At 61.9% G+C, this 22032-nt stretch carries 22 protein-coding genes; 15 read left to right on the top strand and 7 right to left on the bottom strand.

The window, feature by feature from the left end:
- Positions 1–5 precede the first annotated feature (5 nt).
- The 13 genes from cobO (at position 6) to MHH62_RS15890 (ending at position 11724) form a co-directional block, all read left to right on the top strand.
- Positions 6–617, top strand: coding sequence for a cob(I)yrinic acid a,c-diamide adenosyltransferase (gene cobO / locus MHH62_RS15950; protein ID WP_005790169.1), 612 nt, complete (start codon positions 6–8; stop codon positions 615–617).
- The gene (locus MHH62_RS15945) at positions 614–2005 is read left to right on the top strand and encodes a cobyrinate a,c-diamide synthase (protein ID WP_060767400.1); all 1392 of its coding nucleotides are present in this window, start codon (positions 614–616) and stop codon (positions 2003–2005) included. Before cobO ends, MHH62_RS15945 begins: the two co-directional genes overlap by 4 nt.
- Entirely contained in the window at positions 2002–2652 is a 651-nt protein-coding gene (gene bluB, locus MHH62_RS15940) for a 5,6-dimethylbenzimidazole synthase (protein ID WP_014719391.1), read from the top strand. Before MHH62_RS15945 ends, bluB begins: the two co-directional genes overlap by 4 nt.
- Entirely contained in the window at positions 2649–3557 is a 909-nt protein-coding gene (gene cbiB, locus MHH62_RS15935) for an adenosylcobinamide-phosphate synthase CbiB (RefSeq protein ID WP_014719390.1), read from the top strand. The genes bluB and cbiB overlap by 4 nt, the downstream gene beginning before the upstream one ends.
- A complete protein-coding gene (gene cobD, locus MHH62_RS15930) occupies positions 3550–4539 on the top strand; it encodes a threonine-phosphate decarboxylase CobD (protein WP_032903127.1) in 990 nt (329 codons plus the stop codon). Before cbiB ends, cobD begins: the two co-directional genes overlap by 8 nt.
- A complete protein-coding gene (locus tag MHH62_RS15925; protein WP_130175633.1) occupies positions 4536–5987 on the top strand; it encodes a cobyric acid synthase in 1452 nt (483 codons plus the stop codon). Before cobD ends, MHH62_RS15925 begins: the two co-directional genes overlap by 4 nt.
- 448 nt (positions 5988–6435) lie before the next feature.
- Positions 6436–6957, top strand: a complete 522-nt coding sequence (gene cobU, locus MHH62_RS15920) for a bifunctional adenosylcobinamide kinase/adenosylcobinamide-phosphate guanylyltransferase (RefSeq protein ID WP_019818435.1) — start codon at positions 6436–6438, stop codon at positions 6955–6957.
- Complete coding sequence (cobT, locus tag MHH62_RS15915; protein WP_106111351.1) at positions 6954–8009, top strand: nicotinate-nucleotide--dimethylbenzimidazole phosphoribosyltransferase; 1056 nt, start codon at positions 6954–6956, stop codon at positions 8007–8009. Before cobU ends, cobT begins: the two co-directional genes overlap by 4 nt.
- A complete protein-coding gene (gene cobC, locus MHH62_RS15910) occupies positions 8006–8581 on the top strand; it encodes an alpha-ribazole phosphatase family protein (RefSeq protein WP_339231304.1) in 576 nt (191 codons plus the stop codon). The genes cobT and cobC overlap by 4 nt, the downstream gene beginning before the upstream one ends.
- A gap of 2 nt (positions 8582–8583) precedes the next feature.
- A complete protein-coding gene (locus MHH62_RS15905; protein WP_032873566.1) occupies positions 8584–9312 on the top strand; it encodes an adenosylcobinamide-GDP ribazoletransferase in 729 nt (242 codons plus the stop codon).
- A 42-nt stretch (positions 9313–9354) separates the two neighbouring features.
- Entirely contained in the window at positions 9355–9759 is a 405-nt protein-coding gene (locus MHH62_RS15900) for a MarR family winged helix-turn-helix transcriptional regulator (RefSeq protein ID WP_014719383.1), read from the top strand.
- A gap of 63 nt (positions 9760–9822) precedes the next feature.
- Entirely contained in the window at positions 9823–11022 is a 1200-nt protein-coding gene (locus MHH62_RS15895) for an MFS transporter (RefSeq protein WP_161975084.1), read from the top strand.
- 150 nt (positions 11023–11172) lie between these two features.
- Positions 11173–11724 carry a redoxin domain-containing protein gene (locus MHH62_RS15890; RefSeq protein WP_019818425.1) on the top strand — a complete coding sequence of 184 codons (552 nt, stop codon included), beginning with the start codon at positions 11173–11175 and terminating at the stop codon, positions 11722–11724.
- A gap of 64 nt (positions 11725–11788) precedes the next feature.
- Here the strand turns inward: MHH62_RS15890 and MHH62_RS15885 are convergent, their stop codons facing one another.
- From MHH62_RS15885 to MHH62_RS15870, 4 genes are all read right to left on the bottom strand, one after another.
- Positions 11789–13066 (bottom strand): outer membrane protein transport protein, encoded by a 1278-nt coding sequence (locus MHH62_RS15885; RefSeq protein WP_003193026.1) that lies wholly within the window; start codon positions 13064–13066, stop codon positions 11789–11791.
- A 145-nt stretch (positions 13067–13211) separates the two neighbouring features.
- Complete coding sequence (locus tag MHH62_RS15880; protein WP_019818423.1) at positions 13212–13694, bottom strand: hypothetical protein; 483 nt, start codon at positions 13692–13694, stop codon at positions 13212–13214.
- A 278-nt stretch (positions 13695–13972) separates the two neighbouring features.
- On the bottom strand, positions 13973–14197 hold the full coding sequence (locus tag MHH62_RS15875) for a hypothetical protein (protein WP_003193022.1): 225 nt from the start codon (positions 14195–14197) through the stop codon (positions 13973–13975).
- Positions 14198–14640: 443 nt separating this feature from the next.
- Entirely contained in the window at positions 14641–14946 is a 306-nt protein-coding gene (locus MHH62_RS15870) for a hypothetical protein (protein ID WP_014719378.1), read from the bottom strand.
- A gap of 457 nt (positions 14947–15403) precedes the next feature.
- Between MHH62_RS15870 and MHH62_RS15865 the strand changes: the two genes are divergently transcribed.
- Positions 15404–15727, top strand: a complete 324-nt coding sequence (locus MHH62_RS15865; protein WP_014719377.1) for a hypothetical protein — start codon at positions 15404–15406, stop codon at positions 15725–15727.
- Between the two features lie 175 nt (positions 15728–15902).
- The gene (rmuC, locus tag MHH62_RS15860) at positions 15903–17267 is read left to right on the top strand and encodes a DNA recombination protein RmuC (protein ID WP_181004907.1); all 1365 of its coding nucleotides are present in this window, start codon (positions 15903–15905) and stop codon (positions 17265–17267) included.
- 48 nt (positions 17268–17315) lie between these two features.
- On the opposite strand, the gene MHH62_RS15855 is transcribed toward rmuC, so the two are convergent.
- From MHH62_RS15855 to MHH62_RS15845, 3 genes are all read right to left on the bottom strand, one after another.
- Positions 17316–20786, bottom strand: a complete 3471-nt coding sequence (locus MHH62_RS15855; RefSeq protein ID WP_019818415.1) for a PAS domain-containing hybrid sensor histidine kinase/response regulator — start codon at positions 20784–20786, stop codon at positions 17316–17318.
- Positions 20787–20905: 119 nt separating this feature from the next.
- The gene (locus MHH62_RS15850; RefSeq protein WP_019818414.1) at positions 20906–21289 is read right to left on the bottom strand and encodes a YbaN family protein; all 384 of its coding nucleotides are present in this window, start codon (positions 21287–21289) and stop codon (positions 20906–20908) included.
- 20 nt (positions 21290–21309) lie between these two features.
- Positions 21310–21897 (bottom strand): YecA family protein, encoded by a 588-nt coding sequence (locus MHH62_RS15845; RefSeq protein ID WP_019818413.1) that lies wholly within the window; start codon positions 21895–21897, stop codon positions 21310–21312.
- Positions 21898–22032: the final 135 nt, after the last annotated feature.

The raw sequence follows: 22032 nt of genomic DNA, 5'->3' as shown, positions 1-22032 counted from the left end.
CTGCCATGACTGATTCCCCCGACCGCGACGAACGCCACCTGGCGCGCATGCTGCGCAAAAAAGCCGTGATTGACGAGCGCATCGCCAATTCGCCCAACGAGTGCGGCCTGCTGCTGGTGCTGACTGGCAACGGCAAAGGCAAGAGCAGTTCGGCGTTCGGCATGTTGGCCCGGGCCATGGGCCATGGCATGCAGTGCGGTGTGGTGCAGTTCATCAAGGGGCGTAACAGCACCGGCGAGGAATTGTTTTTTCGCCGCTTCCCCGAGCAGGTGCGCTTTCACGTGATGGGCGAAGGTTTCACCTGGGAAACCCAGGATCGCCAGCGCGATATCGCCGCTGCCGAAGCGGCTTGGGCAGTGTCCCGGGCCATGTTGAATGACCCTTCCATCGGCTTGGTGGTGCTGGATGAACTGAACATCGCCCTCAAGCACGGTTACCTTGACCTGGACCAGGTACTCAGCGACCTGCAAGCCCGCCCGCCCATGCAGCATGTGGTGGTCACCGGCCGTGGCGCCAAGCCTGAGCTGATCGAAATGGGCGACACCGTCACCGAAATGGGCATGCTCAAGCACGCGTTCCAGGCCGGTATCAAGGCACAGAAAGGCGTCGAACTTTGAATCAGCCCCGTCATTGCCCGGCCGTACTGATCGCCGCTCCGGCGTCCGGCCAGGGCAAAACCACGGTCACCGCCGCGTTGGCGCGTTTGCACCGCAACCTGGGGCGCAAGGTGCGCGTGTTCAAATGCGGGCCGGACTTTCTCGACCCGATGATCCACGAGCGTGCCAGTGGCGCGCCGGTGTACCAGTTGGACATGTGGATGGTGGGCGAGCAGGAAAGCCGCCGCCTGCTCTGGGAGGCAGCGGGGGAGGCCGACCTGATCCTCATCGAAGGCGTGATGGGCCTGTTCGACGGCACGCCTTCCAGCGCTGACTTGGCGCGGCACTTCGGTGTACCGGTGCTGGGCGTGATCGATGGCACGGCTATGGCCCAGACGTTCGGCGCCCTGGCCCTGGGGCTGGCGCGCTATCAGCCCGACCTGCCATTCGCCGGCGTGCTGGCCAATCGCGTCGGCACCCTGCGCCATGCGCAATTGCTTGAAGGCAGCCTCACTGAGGGCTTGCGTTGGTACGGTGCATTGTCCCGCGAGACCGGCATCGAACTGCCCAGCCGCCACCTGGGCCTGGTGCAAGCCAGCGAACTGAATGACCTTGATATACGCCTGGATGCCGCCGCCCAGGCGTTGGGCAGCAGTTGCGAAGTGGCCCTGCCGCCGCCGGTGACCTTTGCCGCGCCGCACGTGATCGAAACCGAACCCTTGCTGGCCGGTGTGCGGATTGCCGTGGCCCGTGACGAAGCCTTTGCTTTTACTTACGGCGCCAGCCTGGATCTGTTGCGGGCAATGGGCGCGGAGCTGAAGTTCTTCTCACCGATCCATGATCGCCAATTGCCTGAAGCGGACAGCCTCTATTTGCCCGGCGGGTATCCGGAACTGCACCACCAGGCATTGTCGGCCAATACCTCGATGCTGGACGCCATTCGTGCTCATCACGCCGCTGGCAAACCGCTGCTCGCCGAATGCGGTGGCATGCTCTATCTGCTCGACTCGTTGACCGATGTGGAGGGTGAGCGCGCCGAACTGGTTGGCTTGTTGCAAGGCGATGCGGTGATGCAGAAGAAACTCGCGGCCCTGGCGCTGCAAAGCGTCGAGCTGCCGGAGGGGACCTTGCGCGGGCATACCTATCACCATTCCCTGACCAGTACCGAATGGGCGCCGATTGCCCGTGGCCTGAGCCCTAACGGCGGGCGCGGTGCTGAAGCGGTTTACCGACAGGGTCGTTTGACCGCCTCCTATGTGCACTTTTATTTTCCGTCGAATCCTGGCGCGGTGGCCGCGTTGTTTGCGCCCGACCTTGAGACCGCTATCGCAGGCAAGCCAGCTCCCACAGTTGACCCAGTTGCAAACCAATCCAATGTGGGAGCGGGCTTGCTCGCGAAGAGGCCATGACTGACAACGCATTCCCCCAAGCCGACCGCGAAGCCGTCTACCGCGCCATCGCCGAACGCCGCGACATGCGCCACTTCCGCGGTGGCAGCGTCGCGCCTGAACTGCTGCAGCGCCTGCTCCACGCTGCGCACCAGGCGCCCAGCGTCGGCCTGATGCAGCCGTGGCGTTTTATCCGCATCAGCGATCGCTCGTTGCGCAGCCAGATTCAACAGTTGGTAGAAGAAGAGCGCGTACGCACCGCCGAAGCATTGGGCGAGCGCTCCGATGCGTTCATGAAGCTCAAGGTCGAAGGCATCAACGATTGTGCCGAGGTATTGGTCGCCGCCTTGATGGACGATCGCGAGCGCCACATCTTCGGGCGCCGCACCCTGCCGGAAATGGACATGGCCTCGCTCTCCTGCGCCATCCAGAACCTGTGGCTGGCGGCGCGCGTGGAAGGGTTGGGCATGGGCTGGGTTTCGCTGTTCGACCCCCAGGCCCTGGCCGAGTTGCTGGGTTTGCCACCCGGCGCAAAACCCCTTGCAGTGTTGTGCCTGGGGCCGGTGGCCGAGTTTTACCCGGCACCGATGTTGCAGCTTGAAGGCTGGGCCGATCCGCGACCGCTGAGTGACATGCTGTATGAAAACACGTGGGGAGTGAGTCAATGAGTGTGGCCTTGCTGTGTGTGGCTGCGGTGGCGCTGGATGCGCTGCTCGGTGAGCCCAGGCGCTGGCATCCGCTGGTGGCGTTCGGCAATTTCGCCGGGCGCATCGAGCAACGTTTCAATACTGGCGGGCGTGGCTGGCGCAGCCATGGTGTGACCGCGTGGTTTATTGCGGTGGTGCCGCTGACCCTGCTGGCCACGGCGTTGTCGTGGGCGCCTTATATCGGCTGGCTGCTGGAGATCCTGGCGTTGTACTGCGCCCTGGGCATGCGCAGCCTGGGCGAGCACGTGATACCAGTGGCCCAGGCCCTGCGCCGTGATGACCTGGACGAGGCGCGTACACGTGTGAGTTACCTGGTCAGCCGTCAGACCAGTGAACTGGACCGTACTGAAGTGGCCCGCGCAGCCACCGAATCGGTGCTGGAGAACGGCAGCGATGCGGTATTCGCCGCGTTGTTCTGGTTTGTGGTGGCCGGTGTGCCGGGCGTGGTGCTCTATCGTCTGAGCAACACCCTGGACGCCATGTGGGGCTATCGCAATGAGCGCTTTGAGCGCTTCGGTTGGGCAGCCGCCAGGATCGATGATGTGCTCAACTATATTCCTGCGCGCTTGGTGGCTTTAACCTACGCGTTATTGGGTAAAACCCGCCTGGCGCTCAAATGCTGGCGCACTCAGGGCCCGACTTGGGACAGCCCCAACGCCGGCCCGGTGATGGCGGCAGGGGCCGGTGCCTTGGGTGTGGAGCTCGGCGGCGCGGCGATTTATCACGGCGAGGTGCATCAGCGCCCGCCATTGGGCGAAGGCCCGCCGGCCGACGCCGATTCCATTGATCGCGGCTGGCAACTGGTGCAGCGCGGCGTGTGGCTGTGGCTGCTGGTCCTGTGCGTGGGGGCGCAAATCTATGCTTGAACATGGTGGTCGGCTGCGTAAGGCCGCGATTGAGTACGGCATTGCCGAAGCGGATTGGCTCGACCTGTCGAGCGGCCTGGCGCCCTGGCCGTGGCCGATTCCCGAGATTCCCTTGCGTGCCTGGGCGCGTTTGCCGGAAACCGACGACGGATTGGAAAAGGCTGCCAGCGAGTACTACGGCGCCGGCCCATTGCTGCCGGTGCCGGGCTCTCAGGCCGCGATCCAACTGCTGCCGCGCTTGCGTCGTTCCGGCAAGGTCGGAGTGCTTTCGCCCTGTTACGCCGAACATGCCGAAGCCTGGCGCCGCGCCGGTTATGTGGTGCGCGAAGTGCAGGAGCAGGAAGTCGACTTCTTTCTCGACAGCCTCGACGTGCTGGTCGTGGTCAACCCCAACAACCCCACGGGCTTGAGCCTGAGCCCGCAACGCCTGCTGGACTGGCATGCGCGGTTGGCCCAGCGCGGTGGCTGGCTGGTGGTGGACGAGGCGTTCATTGACGTGACCCCGGACTTGAGCCTGGCCAGCCATGCCGATCAGGTCGGCTTGATCGTACTGCGCTCATTCGGCAAGTTCTTCGGCTTGGCCGGCGTGCGCCTGGGCTTTGTGCTGGCCGAGCGCAAGTTGCTCAAGCTGTTGGCCGAACAGGTCGGGCCCTGGGCCGTCAGTGGGCCGACGCGGGTGTTGGGCCAAGTGTGCCTGCGCGACACCGACGGGCATGCGCGCCAGCGCAGTCGTTGCATCGCAGCCGGCCAGCGTCTGTTCGAGTTGCTTGAGCGCCGTGGGCTTCAACCGCACGGCGGCTGCGCATTGTTCCAGTGGTTGATTACCCCCCACGCTGAACGGCTGTACGAATTCATGGCCCAACGCGGCATCCTGCTGCGCCTGTTCGTGCACAACAGCAGCGTGCGCTTGGGCCTGCCCGACACCGACGCCGACTGGCTGCGCCTTGATGAAGCCCTGGCCGCCTACAAGGACGCCACATGACCACGTTGATGGTGCAGGGCACCACCTCCGACGCCGGTAAAAGCACCCTGGTGACTGCGCTGTGTCGCTGGCTGGTACGCCAAGGCGTCGCGGTGGCACCGTTCAAACCGCAGAACATGGCGCTCAACAGCGCGGTGACCGCCGAAGGCGGCGAGATCGGCCGCGCCCAGGCGGTGCAGGCCCAGGCTGCCAACCTGGCGCCCCATACCGACATGAACCCGGTATTGCTCAAGCCCAACAGCGACACCGGCTCCCAAGTGATCATCCATGGCCGTGCGGTCACCAGCATGAATGCCGTGGCCTATCACGACTACAAAGCCATTGCGATGCAAGCGGTGCTGGCCTCCCACACGCGTTTGAGCCAGGCCTACCCGGTGGTGATGGTCGAAGGCGCGGGCTCACCGGCCGAGATCAACCTGCGCGCCAATGACATTGCCAACATGGGCTTCGCCGAGGCGGTGGACTGCCCGGTGCTGTTGATCGCAGACATCAATCGCGGCGGCGTGTTCGCCCATCTGGTCGGCACCCTGGAGCTGCTGTCGCCCAGTGAACAGGCGCGGGTCAAGGGCTTCATCATCAACCGTTTTCGCGGCGATATCGCGTTGCTGCAACCAGGGCTGGACTGGCTCGAAGCGCGCACCGGCAAACCGGTCGTCGGCGTGCTGCCCTACGTGATGGACCTGCACCTGGAGGCGGAAGACGGCATCGACCAGCGCCAGATCGACAAGGCCGCCCAGGTGCTCAAGGTGGTGGTGCCGGTGCTGCCGCGCATCAGCAACCATACCGACTTCGACCCGCTGCGCTTGCACCCCCAGGTGGACTTGCAGTTCGTCGGGCCGGGCCAGGCGATACCTGCCGCTGACCTGATCATCCTGCCGGGCTCGAAAAGCGTGCGCAGTGACCTGGCCTATCTGCGTGCCAATGGCTGGGACACCGCCGTGGCGCGGCATCTGCGTTATGGCGGCAAGGTACTGGGGATCTGCGGCGGCTTGCAGATGCTCGGCGAGCAGGTCCATGACCCGCTGGGTCTGGAAGGGCTCGCGGGCTCCAGTGCCGGCCTTGGGTTGCTGGCGTTCAGCACCACCCTGGAACAAGAGAAACAACTGCGCAATGTGCGTGGGCGTCTGGTATTGGAAGATGCCGACGTCAGCGGTTATGAAATCCATGCGGGGGTGACCTGCGGCGCTGCCTTGGCAAGCGCTGCGGTCCTGCTGGACGATGGCCGCAGCGATGGCGCGCAGAGCCCTGATGGGCAAGTTCTAGGCACCTACCTGCACGGCTTGTTCGAGACCCCGGCAGCGTGCAGCGCCTTGCTGCGTTGGGCCGGGTTGCAGGAGGTGCAAGAGGTGGATTATCACGGCTTGCGCGAGCGCGATATCGAGCGGTTGGCGGACTTGGTGGAGCACCACTTGGACACCGATTTGTTGCGCAAGCTATGTGGGATCTGACGGTGCTCACACGACCCAACTGTGGGAGCGGGCTTGCCTGCGATAGCCATGTGTATCTACACAACGCTGTAGTGCTCAACGGTAACCACGATGCGAAGCGAGCCGCCCTTGATCTTGATCTGCTTTTGATCTTGATCTTAGGCGGCCCCCCAAATCACTGGCGGATTACGGGCACACCGAGCCTGGGCGAGGTGCCGAGTGGTGGGGCAAGAGCGTTTTGCTTACTTTTGCGCTTTTCAAAAGTGAGCCGCTGTAAAAGCGGAACCCTAAGTGGCCGTTACCGCAGAAATGGATATGTACACGGTCCAACTGTGTTGACTGTCAGGCCGTCTTCGCAGGCAAGCCAGCTCCCACATTTGGGTCGCGGTGCGTCAGCTGGATCAGCGTCGGCTGTCAGGCCGTCACGGGAGCAAGCTCCCTCGCCACATCATTTGCCAGGGGCCTTTGCATGTATCAATTGATCCTCGGCGGTGCCCGTTCGGGTAAGAGCCGCCTGGCCGAAAAGCTTGCCGCAGAGAGCGGGCTTGCCGTCATTTATATCGCCACCAGCCAACCGCTCGACGGTGAGATGAGCGAGCGCGTCGCGCTGCACCGCCAGCGTCGTCCCGACCATTGGGGCCTGGTTGAAGAGCCCATCGACCTGGCGCGTGTGCTACAGGAAAACGCCGCCACTGATCGCTGCCTGCTGGTGGATTGCCTGACCTTATGGCTCACCAATCTTCTGATGCTCGAAGACCCGGCTCGCCTTGCATCCGAGCGTGATCAACTGTTGCAAACCCTGGCCTCGCTGCCGGGGGAGATCATTTTTGTCAGCAACGAGACCGGTCTGGGTGTCGTGCCGCTGGGCGAGTTGACTCGCCGTTATGTGGATGAAGCCGGTTGGCTGCATCAAGCCTTGGCCGAGCAATGTCAGCGCGTTGTGCTGACGGTTGCCGGCCTGCCCCTGACTTTGAAAGGTACTGCGTTATGACCGATTCCTGGTGGCTCAACCCCTGCAAGGCGGTGGATACCACGGCCCACGAACAGGCGCTGGCGCGTCAGCAGCAGTTGACCAAGCCCGCCGGTTCCCTCGGCCAGTTGGAGGCCCTGGCGGTGCGGCTGGCGGGTTTGCAGGGCCAGGTCAAACCGACGGTAGATCACCTGTGGATCGCGATTTTTGCCGGCGATCACGGTGTGGTCGCTGAAGGCGTGTCGGCATTTCCCCAAGAGGTCACCGGGCAGATGCTGCAAAACTTCGTCACCGGTGGCGCGGCGATCAGCGTGTTGGCGCGGCAACTGCAAGCGCAATTGGAGGTGATTGACCTCGGCACGGTCACGCCGTCCCTGGATTTGCCCGGCGTTCGTCATCTGAATATCGGTGCGGGCACGGCTAATTTCGTGCATGGCCCGGCGATGACCCAAGCCCAAGGGCAGTTGGCCTTGCAAGCTGGACGAGACAGCGCACGCCGTGCCCTGGAAAGCGGCGCGCAACTCTTTATCGGCGGTGAGATGGGCATCGGCAATACCACTGCCGCCAGTGCCTTGGCCTGCGCATTGCTGGATTGCCAGGTCACTGACCTCACAGGCCCTGGCACCGGTTTGAATGCCGCAGGGGTCAGCCACAAGGTCGCGGTCATCGAGCGCGCCCTGGGGTTGCACGCCGGTCAGCGCAGCGATGCGTTGCAAACCCTGTTCAATCTCGGCGGTTTTGAAATTGCTGCCTTGGTTGGCGCCTACCTGGCCTGCGCCCAGGAAGGCATCGTGGTGCTGGTGGATGGGTTCATCTGCAGCGTGGCCGCGCTGGTGGCGGTGCGCTTGAACCCGGCGTGCCGCGAATGGTTGGTGTTCGGCCATCGGGGTGCCGAGCCGGGCCATCGCCATGTGCTGCACAGCCTCGATGCGCAACCGTTGCTGGAACTGGGCCTGCGCCTGGGCGAAGGCAGCGGCGCGGCGTTGGCGGTGCCTTTGTTGCGCCTGGCGTGTGCGCTGCACGGGCAGATGGCGACCTTCGCCGAAGCCGCCGTGGCGGACCGCCCCGCATGACCTTGCGCCTGGACCTGCTGCGTCACGGCGAAACCGAACTGGGCGGAGGCCTGCGTGGCAGCCTGGACGATGCGCTGACCGCCAACGGCTGGCGGCAGATGCGCGACGCAGTGGTGGGGCAGGGGCCGTGGGATCGGCTGATCAGCTCACCGCTGCAACGCTGCGCTCTGTTCGCCCAGGAGTTGGGGGCACAGCTCGATGTGCCGGTGACTCTGGAGGCCGATCTGCAAGAGCTGCACTTCGGCGCGTGGGAAGGGCAGAGTGCGGCCGCGTTGATGGACACCGATGCCCAAGGGCTGGGCTTGTTCTGGGCCAACCCCTATGAATTCACGCCGCCGGAAGGCGAGCCGGTCATCCAGTTTTCCGCGCGCGTGCTTGGCGCTGTCAGGCGGCTGCATCAGGCCTATGCTGACCAGCGCGTGCTGTTGATCAGCCATGGCGGTGTAATGCGCCTGCTGCTGGCCCAGGCGCGAGGGTTGCCCCGTGAGCAACTGCTGAATGTCGAAGTGGGCCACGGTGCCCTGTTCGGCCTGCAGGTTGCGGCCGATGGCGTGTTGAAGGAAGGGCGCTGATGCTGCTGCCGTTCTGGATCGCCCTGCAATTTCTCAGCAGCCTGCCCATACGTTTGCCGGGCATGCCGCAGCCTCAAGAGCTGGGCCGTTCGTTGCTGTTTTATCCGCTGGTAGGGTTGCTGTTCGGCGTGCTGTTATGGGGCCTCAACCAGGTGTTGCAGGGTACCCCGTTGCTGTTGCACGCCGCGTTGCTGCTCACCGCCTGGGTGCTGCTCAGCGGTGGCCTGCACCTGGACGGGCTGGCCGACAGCGCCGATGCCTGGTTGGGCGGTTTTGGCGACCGGGAGCGCACCCTCAGCATCATGAAAGACCCGCGCAGCGGCCCGATTGCGGTGGTCACCCTGGGGCTGGTGCTGCTGCTCAAGTTCAGCGCGTTGGTGGCGTTGATCGAACAACACAATGGCGCCGCCTTGATCCTGGCGCCTTTGATCGGACGTGCTTCGATGCTGGCGCTGTTTCTCACCACGCGCTATGTGCGGGCGGGCGGATTGGGCCAGGCACTGTCAGATCATCTGCCGCGAATTGTCGGCCAACAGGTGCTGATCCTCAGCGGGTTGGCCTGCATCCTGATCGGTGGTTTCAGCGGCGGCATCGCGGTGTTGCTGGCGGTCCTGTGTTTCGTGTGGCTGCGCCAGTTGATGGTCAAGCGTCTGGGCGGTACCACGGGCGACACTGCTGGCGCACTGCTGGAGCTGCTTGAAGTCGCGGTGCTGGTCGGGCTGGCGTTGTAACGCTTTCTTGCAATTGGTTAACTCCGGGTATATACACGCTCTATGCTTGCCTCCCAATGTTTATGCACCAACCTGCGACGTGCCGCCCGTGGCGTCAGCAGGCACTACGACGGCGCTCTCGACGGCTTCGGGATCAACGTTGCCCAGTATTCTCTGTTGTGCAATCTGCAGCGTCTCGACCAGCCGAGCATTTCCAGCCTGGCGGACGCCATGGGCTTGGATCGCAGCACCCTGGGGCGCAACCTGCGCGTCCTGGAAGGTGAAGGACTGGTGCAGTTGGTGGAGGGCGACGATTTGCGCAACCGCCTGGTGGTGTTGACTGACGCCGGCCATGAACGGCTAGGCGCTGCGTTGCCGGCGTGGGAAGCAGCGCAACAGAAACTGATTGATAAGCTCGGCGCCGAAAAGCGCGAAATGTTGTTGGCCTTGCTGGATGAACTTGCCTGAACGGCGGTTTGTTCGACTACAAGCGGGTATATACCCGCGAATGGAGAATAAGAAATGACCTCGATGTGGCGCACCAGTGGTTGGGTCCTTTTAGGCAGTGCGCTGATCCTGGCGTTGTCCTTGGGCGTACGGCATGGCTTTGGCCTGTTCCTGGCGCCGATGAGCAGCGAATTCGGTTGGGGGCGTGAAACCTTTGCCTTTGCTATCGCCTTGCAGAACCTGATCTGGGGCTTGGCGCAGCCATTTACCGGGGCCTTGGCCGACCGTTTCGGCGCGACCAAGGCGGTGTTTGTCGGCGGGGTGTTGTACGCCGTCGGCCTGGTGCTGATGGGCATGTCCGACTCTGCCTGGTCGCTGTCGTTGAGCGCAGGTTTACTGATTGGTATTGGCCTGTCCGGCACCTCGTTCTCGGTGATTCTCGGCGTGGTTGGCCGCGCCGTAGCGCCGGAAAAACGCAGCATGGCCATGGGCATTGCCAGCGCCGCCGGCTCGTTCGGCCAGTTCGCCATGGTGCCCGGCACCCTGGGCCTGATTGGCTGGCTCGGCTGGTCGGCCGCCTTGCTGGCGCTGGGCTTGATGGTGGCGCTGATCCTGCCGCTGGTCGCCATGCTCAAGGACCGGCCGCTGGCGGTCACGGTAGGCCAGCAAACCCTGGGCGAAGCGCTGAAAGAGGCCTGCTCCCACTCCGGCTTCTGGCTGCTGTCCTTCGGCTTTTTTGTGTGCGGTTTCCAAGTAGTGTTCATCGGTGTGCACTTGCCGGCGTACCTGGTCGACCAGCACCTGCCGGCCACGGTGGGCACCACGGTGCTGGCCTTGATTGGCCTGTTCAACGTATTTGGCACCTACACGGCGGGTTGGCTCGGTGGCCGCATGTCCAAGCCGCGTCTGCTCACCGGCTTGTACCTGTTACGGGCGGTAGTGATTGTGTTGTTCCTGTGGGCGCCGGTCACCGAGGTCACGGCGTATCTGTTTGGTATGGCGATGGGATTCTTGTGGCTGTCCACGGTGCCGCTGACCAATGGCACCGTCGCGACCCTGTTTGGGGTGCGCAACCTCTCGATGCTCGGCGGGATTGTGTTCCTGTTCCACCAGCTTGGCTCGTTCCTCGGCGGGTGGCTGGGCGGGGTGGTCTATGATCGAACCGGTAGCTACGATTTGATCTGGCAGGTGGCAATTTTACTCAGCCTGCTCGCCGCCGCGCTGAATTGGCCGGTGCGTGAGCGGCCGGTGGCACGTATTCAGGCGCAGATGGAGGCGGCATGAGCATGACAGCGCGTCTTATGCTGGTGGCTGTGGGGATGGTGTTATTGCTGCTGGCCTGGTGGGGCTGGCATCAGGGCGGCCTGGCATTGATGCAACTGGGCATGGCGATCTGCTAAGTTGTGGGTCTGAACTGACTCAAGGACTTTTGACATGCAGATGCGCTGGCTCGCTGTACCCGTCCTGATGGCTATTGGCAGCGTGGCGATGGCCGCCAGTTGCCCACCGTTGCTTGCGGGCCAATTGCCCAAGCTGCGGGCCAAGGAATTCATCGACCTGTGCCAGCAATTCGCTGGCAAGCCCTTGGTGATCGTTAACACAGCGAGCTTCTGCGGCTTTGCCCCACAGTTCAAAGGCCTGGAAGCGTTATATCAGCGCTACAAGGGCCAGGGCCTGGAAGTGATCGGCGTGCCGTCCGATGATTTCAAGCAGGAAGCCAAGACCGGGGAGGAAACCGCCAAGGTCTGCTACGTGAACTATGGCGTGACCTTCACCATGACCGAGCCGCAGAAGGTCAAGGGGCCGGATGCGGTGCACCTGTTCAAGGTGCTTGCACAGCAGGCCGACGCGGCGCCGAAGTGGAATTTCTACAAGTATGTGGTGGATCGCCAAGGCAATGTGGTTGCCAGTTTTTCCAGCCTGACCAAGCCGGACAGTCCGGAGCTGATCAAGGCGGTGGAACAGGCATTGGCTTCCAAACCCTGACCGCCAGCCAAACAAAAGCCCCGCCTCCTTCACAGGAGAGCGGGGCTTTTTTATACGACTGCGGTTAGAACTTGTAGGTCATGCCCAAGCCGAAACCGTTGGCGCTGTTTTCATACTTGGCGTTGTAGCTGGCCAATTGGTTGGAGCGTGAAATCTTGACGTCCTCTTCCTTCAGGTAGGAGTAGGCCAGGTCGATGGTCATGTTATCCATGACCTGGTAGCCCAGGCCCAGGCTGAAGATAGTACGGTCGCCGGTCGGGATGCGCGGTGAGCGATCCGTGTTGTTGGTAGGCGACTGGTCGAATGTCAGGCCGGTACGCAGTACCACTTGCTTGGTGAGCTGGTACGAAGTACCCACGGCGTAGGCCCAGGTGTCGTGCCAGTTCTGGTCTTCCTTGATTGTGCTGACCAGGCCTGGGGCAAGCGCGCCGCCAGTAGCGCCGCTGACGCCTTCGTTCTTGACGGTGATGTCTTTGAGGCGGCTCCAGCGTGTCCAGGTTGCACCGGCGTAGAGTTTCCACGCGTCGGTCAGGTCTTGAGTGACGGACAGGTCGTAGGACTCAGGTGTGTCGATTTTCAGCGAGGCGTCATAGCGGTTGCTGCGCAGGAACGGCGAGGTCGCGGTCGGTGCGGTGACTTCGGTGTGGCCGTCCAGCTTGTAGCTGACCTTGGAGTGGTAGGTCAGGCCGACACGGGTGGTATCGGTGGCCTGGACCAGTACGCCGATGTTGAAGCCCAGCGCGGTGTCGTCACCCTTGATCTTGATATTGGTGTCTGGCGCGCGAGGGTTCAGCGTCAGGTCCGATTCCAGGGTACCGGCGATGCGGTTGATGGTCGGGCCAAAACCCACGGAAACGCGATCGTTGAAGGCGTAGCTGACAGTCGGTTGCAAGGTGATGACTTTCACTTCGCTCTTGCTGCCAAAGCCACGGCCCTGGAAGCCGCTTTCGTAGTCGGTCACCAGGCCGAACGGCGCATAGACGCCGAAGCCGACAGCCCACTGGTCGTTAAGTTTATTGGTGTAGAAACCGAAAGGAACGGCGGTGAAAGGCACCATATCGCCTTTGTTGCTGCCAGCGGAGCGGCCGCTGACATTGCTGATATCGGTGGAGGCATCAATGGCTGCAACGCCACCGGTGATCTGTTGGCCTTCCAGACGTGCCATACCGGCAGGGTTACCGAACACAGTACTCGCATCATCGGCAGAAGAAGAGCGACCTGCGAAACCGGTACCCATCCCGCTCACGCTCTGTTCGTTGAGCGCAAAGCCGCTGGCGAACAGTTGGGAGGATGCCATGGCAACGGCGAGGCTAAGTGTGGTCTTGAGCATTACTTTTTTCATTATTAGAACTCCGTGTGATCACCGCTGCGGAAAGTATCAATAAATTTCACATCGCGCTATAGGCTGTAATGCGGGAGATAGAGCGGTTTTGTAGGACAATCCGACCAAAATTGCCGTTTTTTGCCGAATCTTGCAATTTGCCCGGTCAGCAAGCTGCCTGTTTCATGGGGCTTACACAGGTTTGCCAGGCTTGGGTGAAATCTCGCAGGCGGCCTTGGGGGTGGAATATTTCTTTCCAGATACGCGCCATGGCCAGTACATCGCCGGGCGCGGGAAGGGCAGGACGATGTTGTTCCACCAGCAACCAGGCGATCGCGGTGGCGTAGCGCAGGTTTACCGTCAGCTCCAACTGGGGCGCGCTGAGGAACGCATGTTGGCTGGCCAGCCCGCGCACCAGGCTGGCGCGTTCCGGGTCCAGCGCCAGGTAGTTATCCCAGAGCGCGCGGTGGCGTGGTTCGGTGATGCTGTAGAGGCCGTGGCCGCGGCGGTCATGCAGCGCCGAGCCCAGTTCTGACTGGCTGGCGGCAATGCCCAGCAGCAGGGATTCGGCTGTCGAGCTGTGGCGGCCGAGGTACATCAGCGTTGGCCTGATCACATAACGACACAATTCACTGGCGGCAATACCCATACGAGCCTCAGTCCTTGCAAAGAGTGGACGAGCCTGAGAAGGGGGGCTTGGCAGCGGTGAATCGGATCTCAGGCCCGTCGTAAGCGGATCACGCCGCTTGAGTTGAAGTGTAGTGTCATATTCACGATGTAAAGGACTGTTTTTAAAACATCTTCTGCAACTGGTTATAACGTTTATATCCATTTGTACTTAGCCCGGCGAACTCAGGGCCAAATTCCAGGCAATAAAAAACCCTGTTATTCAAACAGGGTTTTTGAGGTTTCAGCGACGCGGGTCGATCAGGCAGTCAGTGCCTGACGGGTACGATCGATCACGGCCTGCAGCGGTTCTGCGCTGGAGTATTGATCGGGGTACAGGCGTTCGCTGTGACGAGCGATGCCGTGTTCGTTGACCAGGGTGAAGCTGAAGCAGCCTTTGCGAGCGGCCATGATCAGGCAGTTCATTGGGGCAAAAGCGTTGGTGAGGGTGCGAATGGCATCCTGAGTGTGGATTTGAGCGTTCATATTATTGGTGTTCCTACAAATGACACGGATAAGAACCGTGCAACGTTAAAACGTTCCAGTAACGCTGATCACCATTGATCAAACGAAGAACCCGACTGGAACAAAGCAGCCAGTTTGAAGCGCAATTAAATTTGGCGCGCTTGGGCTGGCAGGTAGGTACTTAGGAGGGCAGGCAACACAACAAGGGCAAAGGTTCTGGGCCCAGGGTGGAGATCCTGATCAATTTGCAGGTTGGTTCGGTCAGAGTATTGGAACTTCGCGCCACCCTTTGCTTGTTCAAAGGCAGTGTCGTCGCAAGGAATACCTGGAAACCATCGAGGTGGCCGATCCCATGTGGTTCAGGGGACGTGTTCGACCAGAATTGACTTTCAGCTTGGTACTAACGCCGCGGATAGTAACGGATTGAAACAGGGAAGGGAAGGCCGCTTGCAAAAAAACTTCGTTCAGCCGCCGAGTAACTCGCAATAGACCAGCACGGTCATGGATGCGGCCAGGGCACAGCCCAGACCGTAGGCGGCGAGCGTCAGCCGCAAGGACTGGCCGGTCTCGATCATGCGGATCACATCGCCCATGTCGTTAATTCTGCCATCACTGAGTTCGATGCACAGAATCACGGCGGTAAAGGCGGCCGATAGCAGGATAGCAATAGCAAACAGTGCGCCGTCCGGCGAGGGGAGCGCGGCATTGATCCCAAGCGAGGTCGCGCAGATGGCCAGTAGCAGCCCGGCGAATAACAGAATTCCTTTCATCGGCCCTACTGGTTTGCATTGGCGGTGGCGCAGTGTGGCGAGCCGAGGCAGATTTGAAAAGCCCTCGGGTTTGCGCGCTTAGTAACATGTTTAACCGGTGTTGAATCAAAAAACGCCGACGATATAACCAGCCGATCAGGACTTGTGCACATTTGTGGTCAAGGGTGTAACCCTGCTGCCACGGGTGTGCAAGTGCGCCCATTTGCCTGTAATCAAAATTTAAGTCAATGAAAAATCTCGCTTTTTTTTATTGGTGAAAAAATCGTCAGTTTGACCGCGGCCCCCGTTCCATGGGGCTTTGCGCCTGTTCAAGGGGGGTTGTCCACTGAGTTATCCACAGCTTCTGTGGATTGTCCCGAGCGCTTGCTCTAGGACGGGCGTGCACGGTTTTTTCAGCTTTACCTGTACGAAAAAAAGAGTAGAGTGGCGCGCCTTCCGTTCTGCCCCACAGTGCTTTATGAAGTTTCGCTCAGTATCACCTTCTGTTACCGACACGCCCCAAACTGTTACCGCGCCCAAGCGTTTTTCCTTGAAGGTTGCTTTGTGGCTGCTCGACAGCCCGCGCCTGGGGCAGAGCAACAATATCAAGCATCTCGCCGGACGCTTGCTCAAGCAGCCCGCCCGCGAAGGCGTGGTGGCCGCTCAGAGCCGTCTTGGCCAACTGATGTGCCGCGAGTGCGGAAATGCCCGTGACCGGCGCATCGGCCACGATTTATTGCGTTCGGCTGCTCGCGCCGGCGACCGTCGCGCCCAGCGCGAACTGGGGCAGGTCGAAGACTGAGCTGTCCTCCGGCCTTAGGCTTGGTTACCCTTGATCTTTTTCGGTGATGGCAGAAATGGCTATGGTGTTTGACTGGACCAGTATCGCCTTGGGTCTTGTGGGCGCAGCCGTGCCGCTACTGGCGCTGTGCTGGCAACTCCAGCGGCGCCTGACCGCACGCACCACCGGCTGGGAGTTGCTGGAGGAGCGCCTGGCGACCGCACAACTGGCCCAGGAAGGGCTCGCCGCGCAACTGGACGCCAGTCGCGATGAGATCAGTGACCTCAGCCAGGCCAATGCCGCCAAACAAGCCGACCTGGCGGCGCTGCGCCGTGAAGTCGAGCTGTTGCAGATCGACCGCGATAACGCCCGCGATGCCGCGCACGCCTGGAACCTCGACCGTAGCGCCAAGGAAACCGAACTGCGTCGCCTCGACGCCTTGGCCGCGGCCCTGAGCGCCGAATTGCGTGAGCAGCAAGAGAGTCATCAGCAACGCCTCACCGACCTGCAAGGCTCACGAGACGAACTGCGTGCGCAATTTGCCGAGCTGGCCGGCAAGATCTTCGACGAGCGTGAGCAACGCTTCGCCGAAACCAGTCAGGACCGCCTGGGCCAACTTCTGGACCCGCTCAAGGAACGTATCCAGTCCTTCGAGAAGCGTGTCGAAGAAAGCTATCAGAACGAAGCCCGTGAGCGCTTTTCCCTCGCCAAAGAGCTTGAGCGCCTACAGCAATTGAACCTGCGTCTGTCGGACGAAGCCACTAACCTGACCCGCGCTCTCAAGGGCCAGAAAACCCAGGGTAACTGGGGTGAGCTGATTCTTGAACGAGTGCTGGAACACGCGGGCCTGGAGAAGGGCCGTGAGTACCAGACCCAGGTCAGCCTCAAAGGCCCGGATGGCGAGCGTTTCCAGCCCGATGTGCTGATCATGTTGCCGGGCGACAAGCAGGTGGTGGTCGACTCCAAGGTCAGCTTGACCGCCTATCAACAGTACGTGGCGGCGGATGACGAGGTGATTGGCCAGGCCGCGTTGAAGCAACACGTGCTGTCCCTGCGTAATCATGTCAAAGGCTTGGCCGGCAAGGACTACAAGCGCCTGGAGGGTTTGCACAGCCTGGATTTCGTCCTGCTGTTCGTACCGATCGAGGCTGCCTTTTCTGCGGCATTGCAGGCCGAGCCCAACCTGTTCCAGGAAGCCTTCGACCGCCATATCGTAATCGTCAGTCCCACGACCTTGCTCGCCACCCTGCGCGTGATCGACAGCCTGTGGAAGCAGGAGCGCCAGAGCCAGAACGCGCGGGAAATTGCCGAGCGTGCCGGCTGGCTGTATGACAAGTTCGTGCTGTTTATCCAGGACCTGGACGAAGTGGGCAACCGGCTACAACAGTTGGACAAGGCCTACAGCGCGGCGCGCAACAAGCTGACGGATGGGCGTGGGAACTTGGTCAGCCGTACCGAGCAGCTAAGGTTGCTCGGCGCCCGCGCCAGTAAGAGCTTGCCGGCGGATCTGCTGGAGCGGGCGATGACCGATTCGGATGGCGTGGCGCATCTCCCGGAATAATAAATAGGGGTCTAAATTGCTCCCACAAATAGCTCGAATACAGCCCCGTTACAGGGGCAGATGTCTGCTCAACAGCGCCCGCAACGCCGCCGGCTTCACCGGTTTGGCCAAGTAATCCAACCCCGCCCCGTGCACCTCGGCCACCATCTCCGGTCGCCCATCGGCACTGATCACCACACCGGGAATCGGCTCGGCCAGTTGCGCACGCAGCCAGCCCATCAACTCGGTACCGGTTTCGCCGTGGTCCAGGTGGTAATCCACCAACGCCAGTTGCGGGCGGATACCGTCGGCCAGCAGTGCCGCGCATTCGGCCTGGTTGGCGGCCGTCCAGACTTCACAGCCCCAGCGCGTTAGCAGGCTGCGCATGCCGATCAGGATGCTGTCTTCGTTATCCACGCATAGCACCCGTGCGCCACTCAAGGGCAGGCCGGTTTCTGTGGGCGGCTTGGGTTGCACGCTGGCCTGGTTGCGGGCCAGCGGCACGCACACGCTGAAGACGCTGCCTTTGCCCGGCCAGGAGCGCACGCTCAGGCGATGGCCCAGCACGCGGCACAGACCGTCGGCAATCGCCAGGCCCAGGCCCAGGCCCTTTTCGGCACGGGTCTGGTGGCTGTCCAGGCGCTTGAACTCTTCGAAGATCACCTTTTGTTTATCCGGCGCAATGCCAGGGCCGCGGTCCCAGACCTCCAGGCAGAGTTCGCCCTTGCGGCGACGTACGCCTAGCAGCACCGGGCCGTCGGCATAACGGAAGGCATTGGTCAGAAAGTTCTGCAAAATTCGCCGTAAAAGTTTGATATCGCTGTCGACCCGCAAACGGCTGCCGCGCCAGCGGAAGCGCAAGTGTTGATCCTGGGCCAGCGCCTTGAATTCTGCACCCAGGGTGTCGAACAGCTCGTTGAGGACAAAGGGTTGGCGTTGTGGGTTGATCTTGCCGTTTTCCAGGCGCGAAATATCCAGCAAATCACTGATCAAGTCTTCAGCCGAGCGCAGCGAGCTGTCCAGGTGCTGCACCAATTGCCGTGCCTCACTGGACAGGCCATCGGTCTGGTGGGAGAGGGCGGCGGAAAACAGCCGCGCAGCGTTCAGCGGTTGCATCAGGTCATGGCTCACGGCCGCCAGGAACCGCGTCTTCGACTGGCTGGCGGATTCGGCCACGCCCTTGGCGTCGGTGAGGGCCACGTTCAGTTGCGAGAGTTCATGGGTGCGCTCGGTCACCCGCTGCTCCAGGCCCTCGTTGGCTTCGGTCAGTGCTTGTTCGGCTTCGCGGAAGGCGGTGATGTCGGTGAAGCTCATGACAAACCCGCCGCCGGGCATCGGGTTGCCGATCAACTCGATCACCCGGCCATTGGGGAACAAGCGCTCGGAGGTGTGCGCACGCCCCTGGCGCATCCAGTGCAGGCGACGCGCCACGTGCACTTGCGCTTCGCCAGGGCCACACAGGCCGCGCTCGGCGTTGTAGCGAATGATGTCTGCAATGGGCCGGCCGACGCTGATCAAGCCGTCCGGGTAGTTGAACAGTTCCAGGTAACGCCGGTTCCAGGCCACCAGCTTGAGCGACTGGTCCACCACGCTGATGCCCTGGGTGATGTTCTCGATGGCGCCTTGCAGTAGGGCGCGGTTGAACTGCAGCACTTCCGAGGCTTCGTCGGCGATACGGACCACGTCCTCCAGTTGCATTTCCCGCCCTTCGATTGCCGCTTTCACCACCGCCCGCGTCGAGGAGGCCCCGAGTACGCCGGCCAGCAAGCGTTCGGTGTGGGCGATCCAATCGTTATCGGCATTCTGGTTGGGGTTGAAGCCTTTGCCTTGGCGGTAGGCGAAGCGAATAAAGCTCTGCTGGGCCCGTTCTTCCCCGACGAAGCGTGCCGCGAGGCTGAGCAGGTCGCTGATCTGCACCGACAGCATGGAGCGCGCACTCGCACGCTGGTTGATTTCCTGGCCGATAAAACGGCCTGCCTGCCAGTGCTCGGAAACCCGTGTGCGCGACAGCATCGACACCCACACGAAGAGGGTGAAATTCCCCGCCAGGGAGAACACGGTGCCCAAGGTCAGCGACGTGACCGACAGCCCGAACGGGTGGGAATGCATCCAGGTCAGGCCGGGGAAAAGGCTGAGCGACCAGCCCAGACTTTTCGCCGTCACTGGCAAGACCAAGGTGTAGAACCACAGGAAGGTACCGGCGGCCAAACCGGCAAACACCCCACGCCGGTTGGCCTGCTTCCAATAGAGTGCACCGAGCATCGCTGGGGCCAGTTGGGTCACAGCGGCAAAGGCGATCTGGCCGATGGTCGCCAGGCTGGCAGTGGAGCCCAGCAAGCGGTAGCTCACGTACGCCAGCAGCAGGATGATCACAATGCTCACCCGGCGAACCGACAGCATCCAGTGGCGAAAGACTTCGAATGGCCGCTCGGCGCTGGATCGGCGCAACAGCCACGGCAGCAGCATATCGTTGGAGACCATCGTCGACAGTGCAATGCTCGCCACGATCACCATGCCAGTGGCCGCTGATGCACCGCCAATGAATGCCAGCACGGCGAGGGCAGGATGGGCCTCGGCCATTGGCAGGCTGATCACATAGGAGTCCGGCAGCACTGAGCTGGGCAACAGCATCTTGCCGCCCAAGGCGATGGGCACCACGAACAGTGCCGCGAGGATCAAATAAGCCGGGAACACCCACTTGGCCAGGCGCAAATCCTGGGGGTCGATGTTCTCCACCACCGTCACATGAAATTGTCGCGGCAGGCAGATGATCGCCATCATGGCGACGCCGGTCTGTACCACCATCGAAGGCCAGTTGATGGTCTCTTTCCAGTATTCCTCCAGGCGCGGGGCGAGCATGGCCTGGCTGAACAAATCGCCGAAACCGTCGTACAAGCCGTAGGTGACAAACGCACCGACGGCGAGAAAAGCGAACAGCTTGACCAGCGACTCAAACGCAATCGCCAGCACCATGCCGCGGTGGTGTTCGGTGGCGTCGAGGTTGCGTGTGCCGAACACGATGGTAAACAGCGCCAGCACCAGCGACACGATCAAGGCCGTGTCCTGGGCGCGGGTGCCGGTGGTGTCGGGGCCGGCGCCGATCAGCAGGTTCACGCCCAGTACGATGCCTTTGAGCTGCAGCGCGATATAGGGCAGCACGCCCACCAGGCAAATAAGTGCCACCACCACCGCCAGGGACTGGGACTTGCCGTAGCGGGCAGCGATAAAGTCGGCGATGGAGGTAATGTTTTCCTGCTTGCTGATCAGGATCATCTTCTGCAGCACCCAGGGTGCCAGCACCAGCAACAGCACAGGTCCCAGGTAGATCGGCAAGAATGCCCACAGTTGTTCGGCGGCTTGGCCTACGGCGCCGAAGAAGGTCCAACTGGTGCAGTACACCGCCAGTGACAGGCTATACACCCAGGCACGCACGCGCGGTGGCAGCGGCGCATGGCGGCGGTCACCGTAAAAGGCGATGGCAAACATAGTGGCCATATAGGCCAGGGCAACGGCGGCGATCAGCCCGCTGGACAGCGTCATGGTAACTCCGAGCATAAGAACACCCGGGCATTCCAGGCCCGGTTGGACAGTCTCGCATGATGCCTGGTGTTAGTCAGTGTCGACCAAGGTCGTGTGGGATCGAATGTCGCAGGTGGCGCTCAGCGTGGCGGCAGGGTTTTCTGGCGCAGGATGTAGATCGTCACCAGCACCGCACTGGTCAGCATAAAGCCCCGTGCCCATGGCAGCGGCACCAGGTAGCAGGAAATCGAGATGCTCAACCACATCAAGCCAATGGCGTAGACCTTGCCTTTGAGCGGGATGCCATTGCCGTCCAGGTAATCGCGCACCCAGGGCCCCAGGCGCGGGTGTTCCACCAGCCAGTGGTAGAAGCGCGGGGAGCTGCGAGCGAAACAGGCGGCGGCGAGTAACAGGAAGGGCGTGGTCGGCAGCACAGGTAGGAAAATGCCGATGACTCCCAGCGCTACGCTTAGCCAGCCGATGGCCAGCAGCGCGTAGCGCAGGAGCAGTGGACGGTTGCCCATGGGTGCCACGGGCAAGCCACTCAGTGGTGACGTGGCTTGAGGATCGCCGGTTTTTCGTCAGGCGCGTTGCACAGCAGGTACAGCGCGGTGAGGGCTTCCGGGATCTGCACGATCATGTCGTCCATCAGGTTGGCGTCGGCGGCGATGTCGGAGAACTCTGCTTCCTCTTCGAACAGACCCGAACCGACCATGATCGGCAGCAGCATTTCGCTGACTTCTTCTTCGGCGGTTTCGAACCAGGCGGCTTCGCGCAGGAACACGCCTTCCATGAAGCCGATGCACCAGCCGCGCAGGTCGGAGTCATCAGGGTCGTCGCCCAGGTCCAGCTCGCACGGCAGCTCGAACTCTTCGTCGGAGGCCAGTTGGCGGGCGATGTGGGCCTTGAGGGCGATCAGGGTGGATTCGATTTCTGCGCGCTGGGCGTCGTCGCTGTAGTGAGGCTCTTCAGCGAACAGCGCGTCGATCCATTCACGGTCCGGGACGGGGTCGGAGCAGATCGACAGGGCGGTCAGGTAGCCGTGGGCGGCCACGTAGTCCAGCGCCTCGTCATGCAGCTCATCGGCGTCGAGGAAGGCTTGCAGGCGGGTTAGTTGCTCAGCGAAGGACATTGAAGGGCTACCTTGGGAATAAACGATGCTGAATTCTAGGCTTTCTTGAGCGCCCAGGCCAGCCGCACGGCATATTTGCCCGGTTTTAGCCTGGTGCGTCTATTCGTCAGTCGCGCCCTTTGGTGGATAACGCTC

The organism is Pseudomonas sp. FSL L8-0168, from assembly GCF_037976155.1.
Classification (GTDB): Bacteria; Pseudomonadota; Gammaproteobacteria; order Pseudomonadales; family Pseudomonadaceae; genus Aquipseudomonas; species Aquipseudomonas paracarnis.
This window is presented reverse-complemented; position numbering and strand designations above follow the sequence as displayed.

What these genes read in the sequence shown, in the direction of transcription:
- cobO (WP_005790169.1), top strand. Translation starts at nt 6, where the DNA reads ATGACTGATTCCCCCGACCGCGACGAACGCCACCTGGCGCGCATGCTG.
- bluB (WP_014719391.1), top strand. Translation starts at nt 2,002, where the DNA reads ATGACTGACAACGCATTCCCCCAAGCCGACCGCGAAGCCGTCTACCGC.
- cbiB (WP_014719390.1), top strand. Translation starts at nt 2,649, where the DNA reads ATGAGTGTGGCCTTGCTGTGTGTGGCTGCGGTGGCGCTGGATGCGCTG.
- cobD (WP_032903127.1), top strand. Translation starts at nt 3,550, where the DNA reads ATGCTTGAACATGGTGGTCGGCTGCGTAAGGCCGCGATTGAGTACGGC.
- MHH62_RS15925 (WP_130175633.1), top strand. Translation starts at nt 4,536, where the DNA reads ATGACCACGTTGATGGTGCAGGGCACCACCTCCGACGCCGGTAAAAGC.
- cobU (WP_019818435.1), top strand. Translation starts at nt 6,436, where the DNA reads ATGTATCAATTGATCCTCGGCGGTGCCCGTTCGGGTAAGAGCCGCCTG.
- cobT (WP_106111351.1), top strand. Translation starts at nt 6,954, where the DNA reads ATGACCGATTCCTGGTGGCTCAACCCCTGCAAGGCGGTGGATACCACG.
- cobC (WP_339231304.1), top strand. Translation starts at nt 8,006, where the DNA reads ATGACCTTGCGCCTGGACCTGCTGCGTCACGGCGAAACCGAACTGGGC.
- MHH62_RS15900 (WP_014719383.1), top strand. Translation starts at nt 9,355, where the DNA reads ATGCTTGCCTCCCAATGTTTATGCACCAACCTGCGACGTGCCGCCCGT.
- MHH62_RS15895 (WP_161975084.1), top strand. Translation starts at nt 9,823, where the DNA reads ATGTGGCGCACCAGTGGTTGGGTCCTTTTAGGCAGTGCGCTGATCCTG.
- MHH62_RS15890 (WP_019818425.1), top strand. Translation starts at nt 11,173, where the DNA reads ATGCAGATGCGCTGGCTCGCTGTACCCGTCCTGATGGCTATTGGCAGC.
- MHH62_RS15885 (WP_003193026.1), bottom strand. Translation starts at nt 13,066, where the DNA reads ATGAAAAAAGTAATGCTCAAGACCACACTTAGCCTCGCCGTTGCCATG.
- MHH62_RS15880 (WP_019818423.1), bottom strand. Translation starts at nt 13,694, where the DNA reads ATGGGTATTGCCGCCAGTGAATTGTGTCGTTATGTGATCAGGCCAACG.
- MHH62_RS15875 (WP_003193022.1), bottom strand. Translation starts at nt 14,197, where the DNA reads ATGAACGCTCAAATCCACACTCAGGATGCCATTCGCACCCTCACCAAC.
- MHH62_RS15870 (WP_014719378.1), bottom strand. Translation starts at nt 14,946, where the DNA reads ATGAAAGGAATTCTGTTATTCGCCGGGCTGCTACTGGCCATCTGCGCG.
- MHH62_RS15865 (WP_014719377.1), top strand. Translation starts at nt 15,404, where the DNA reads ATGAAGTTTCGCTCAGTATCACCTTCTGTTACCGACACGCCCCAAACT.
- MHH62_RS15855 (WP_019818415.1), bottom strand. Translation starts at nt 20,786, where the DNA reads ATGACGCTGTCCAGCGGGCTGATCGCCGCCGTTGCCCTGGCCTATATG.
- MHH62_RS15850 (WP_019818414.1), bottom strand. Translation starts at nt 21,289, where the DNA reads ATGGGCAACCGTCCACTGCTCCTGCGCTACGCGCTGCTGGCCATCGGC.
- MHH62_RS15845 (WP_019818413.1), bottom strand. Translation starts at nt 21,897, where the DNA reads ATGTCCTTCGCTGAGCAACTAACCCGCCTGCAAGCCTTCCTCGACGCC.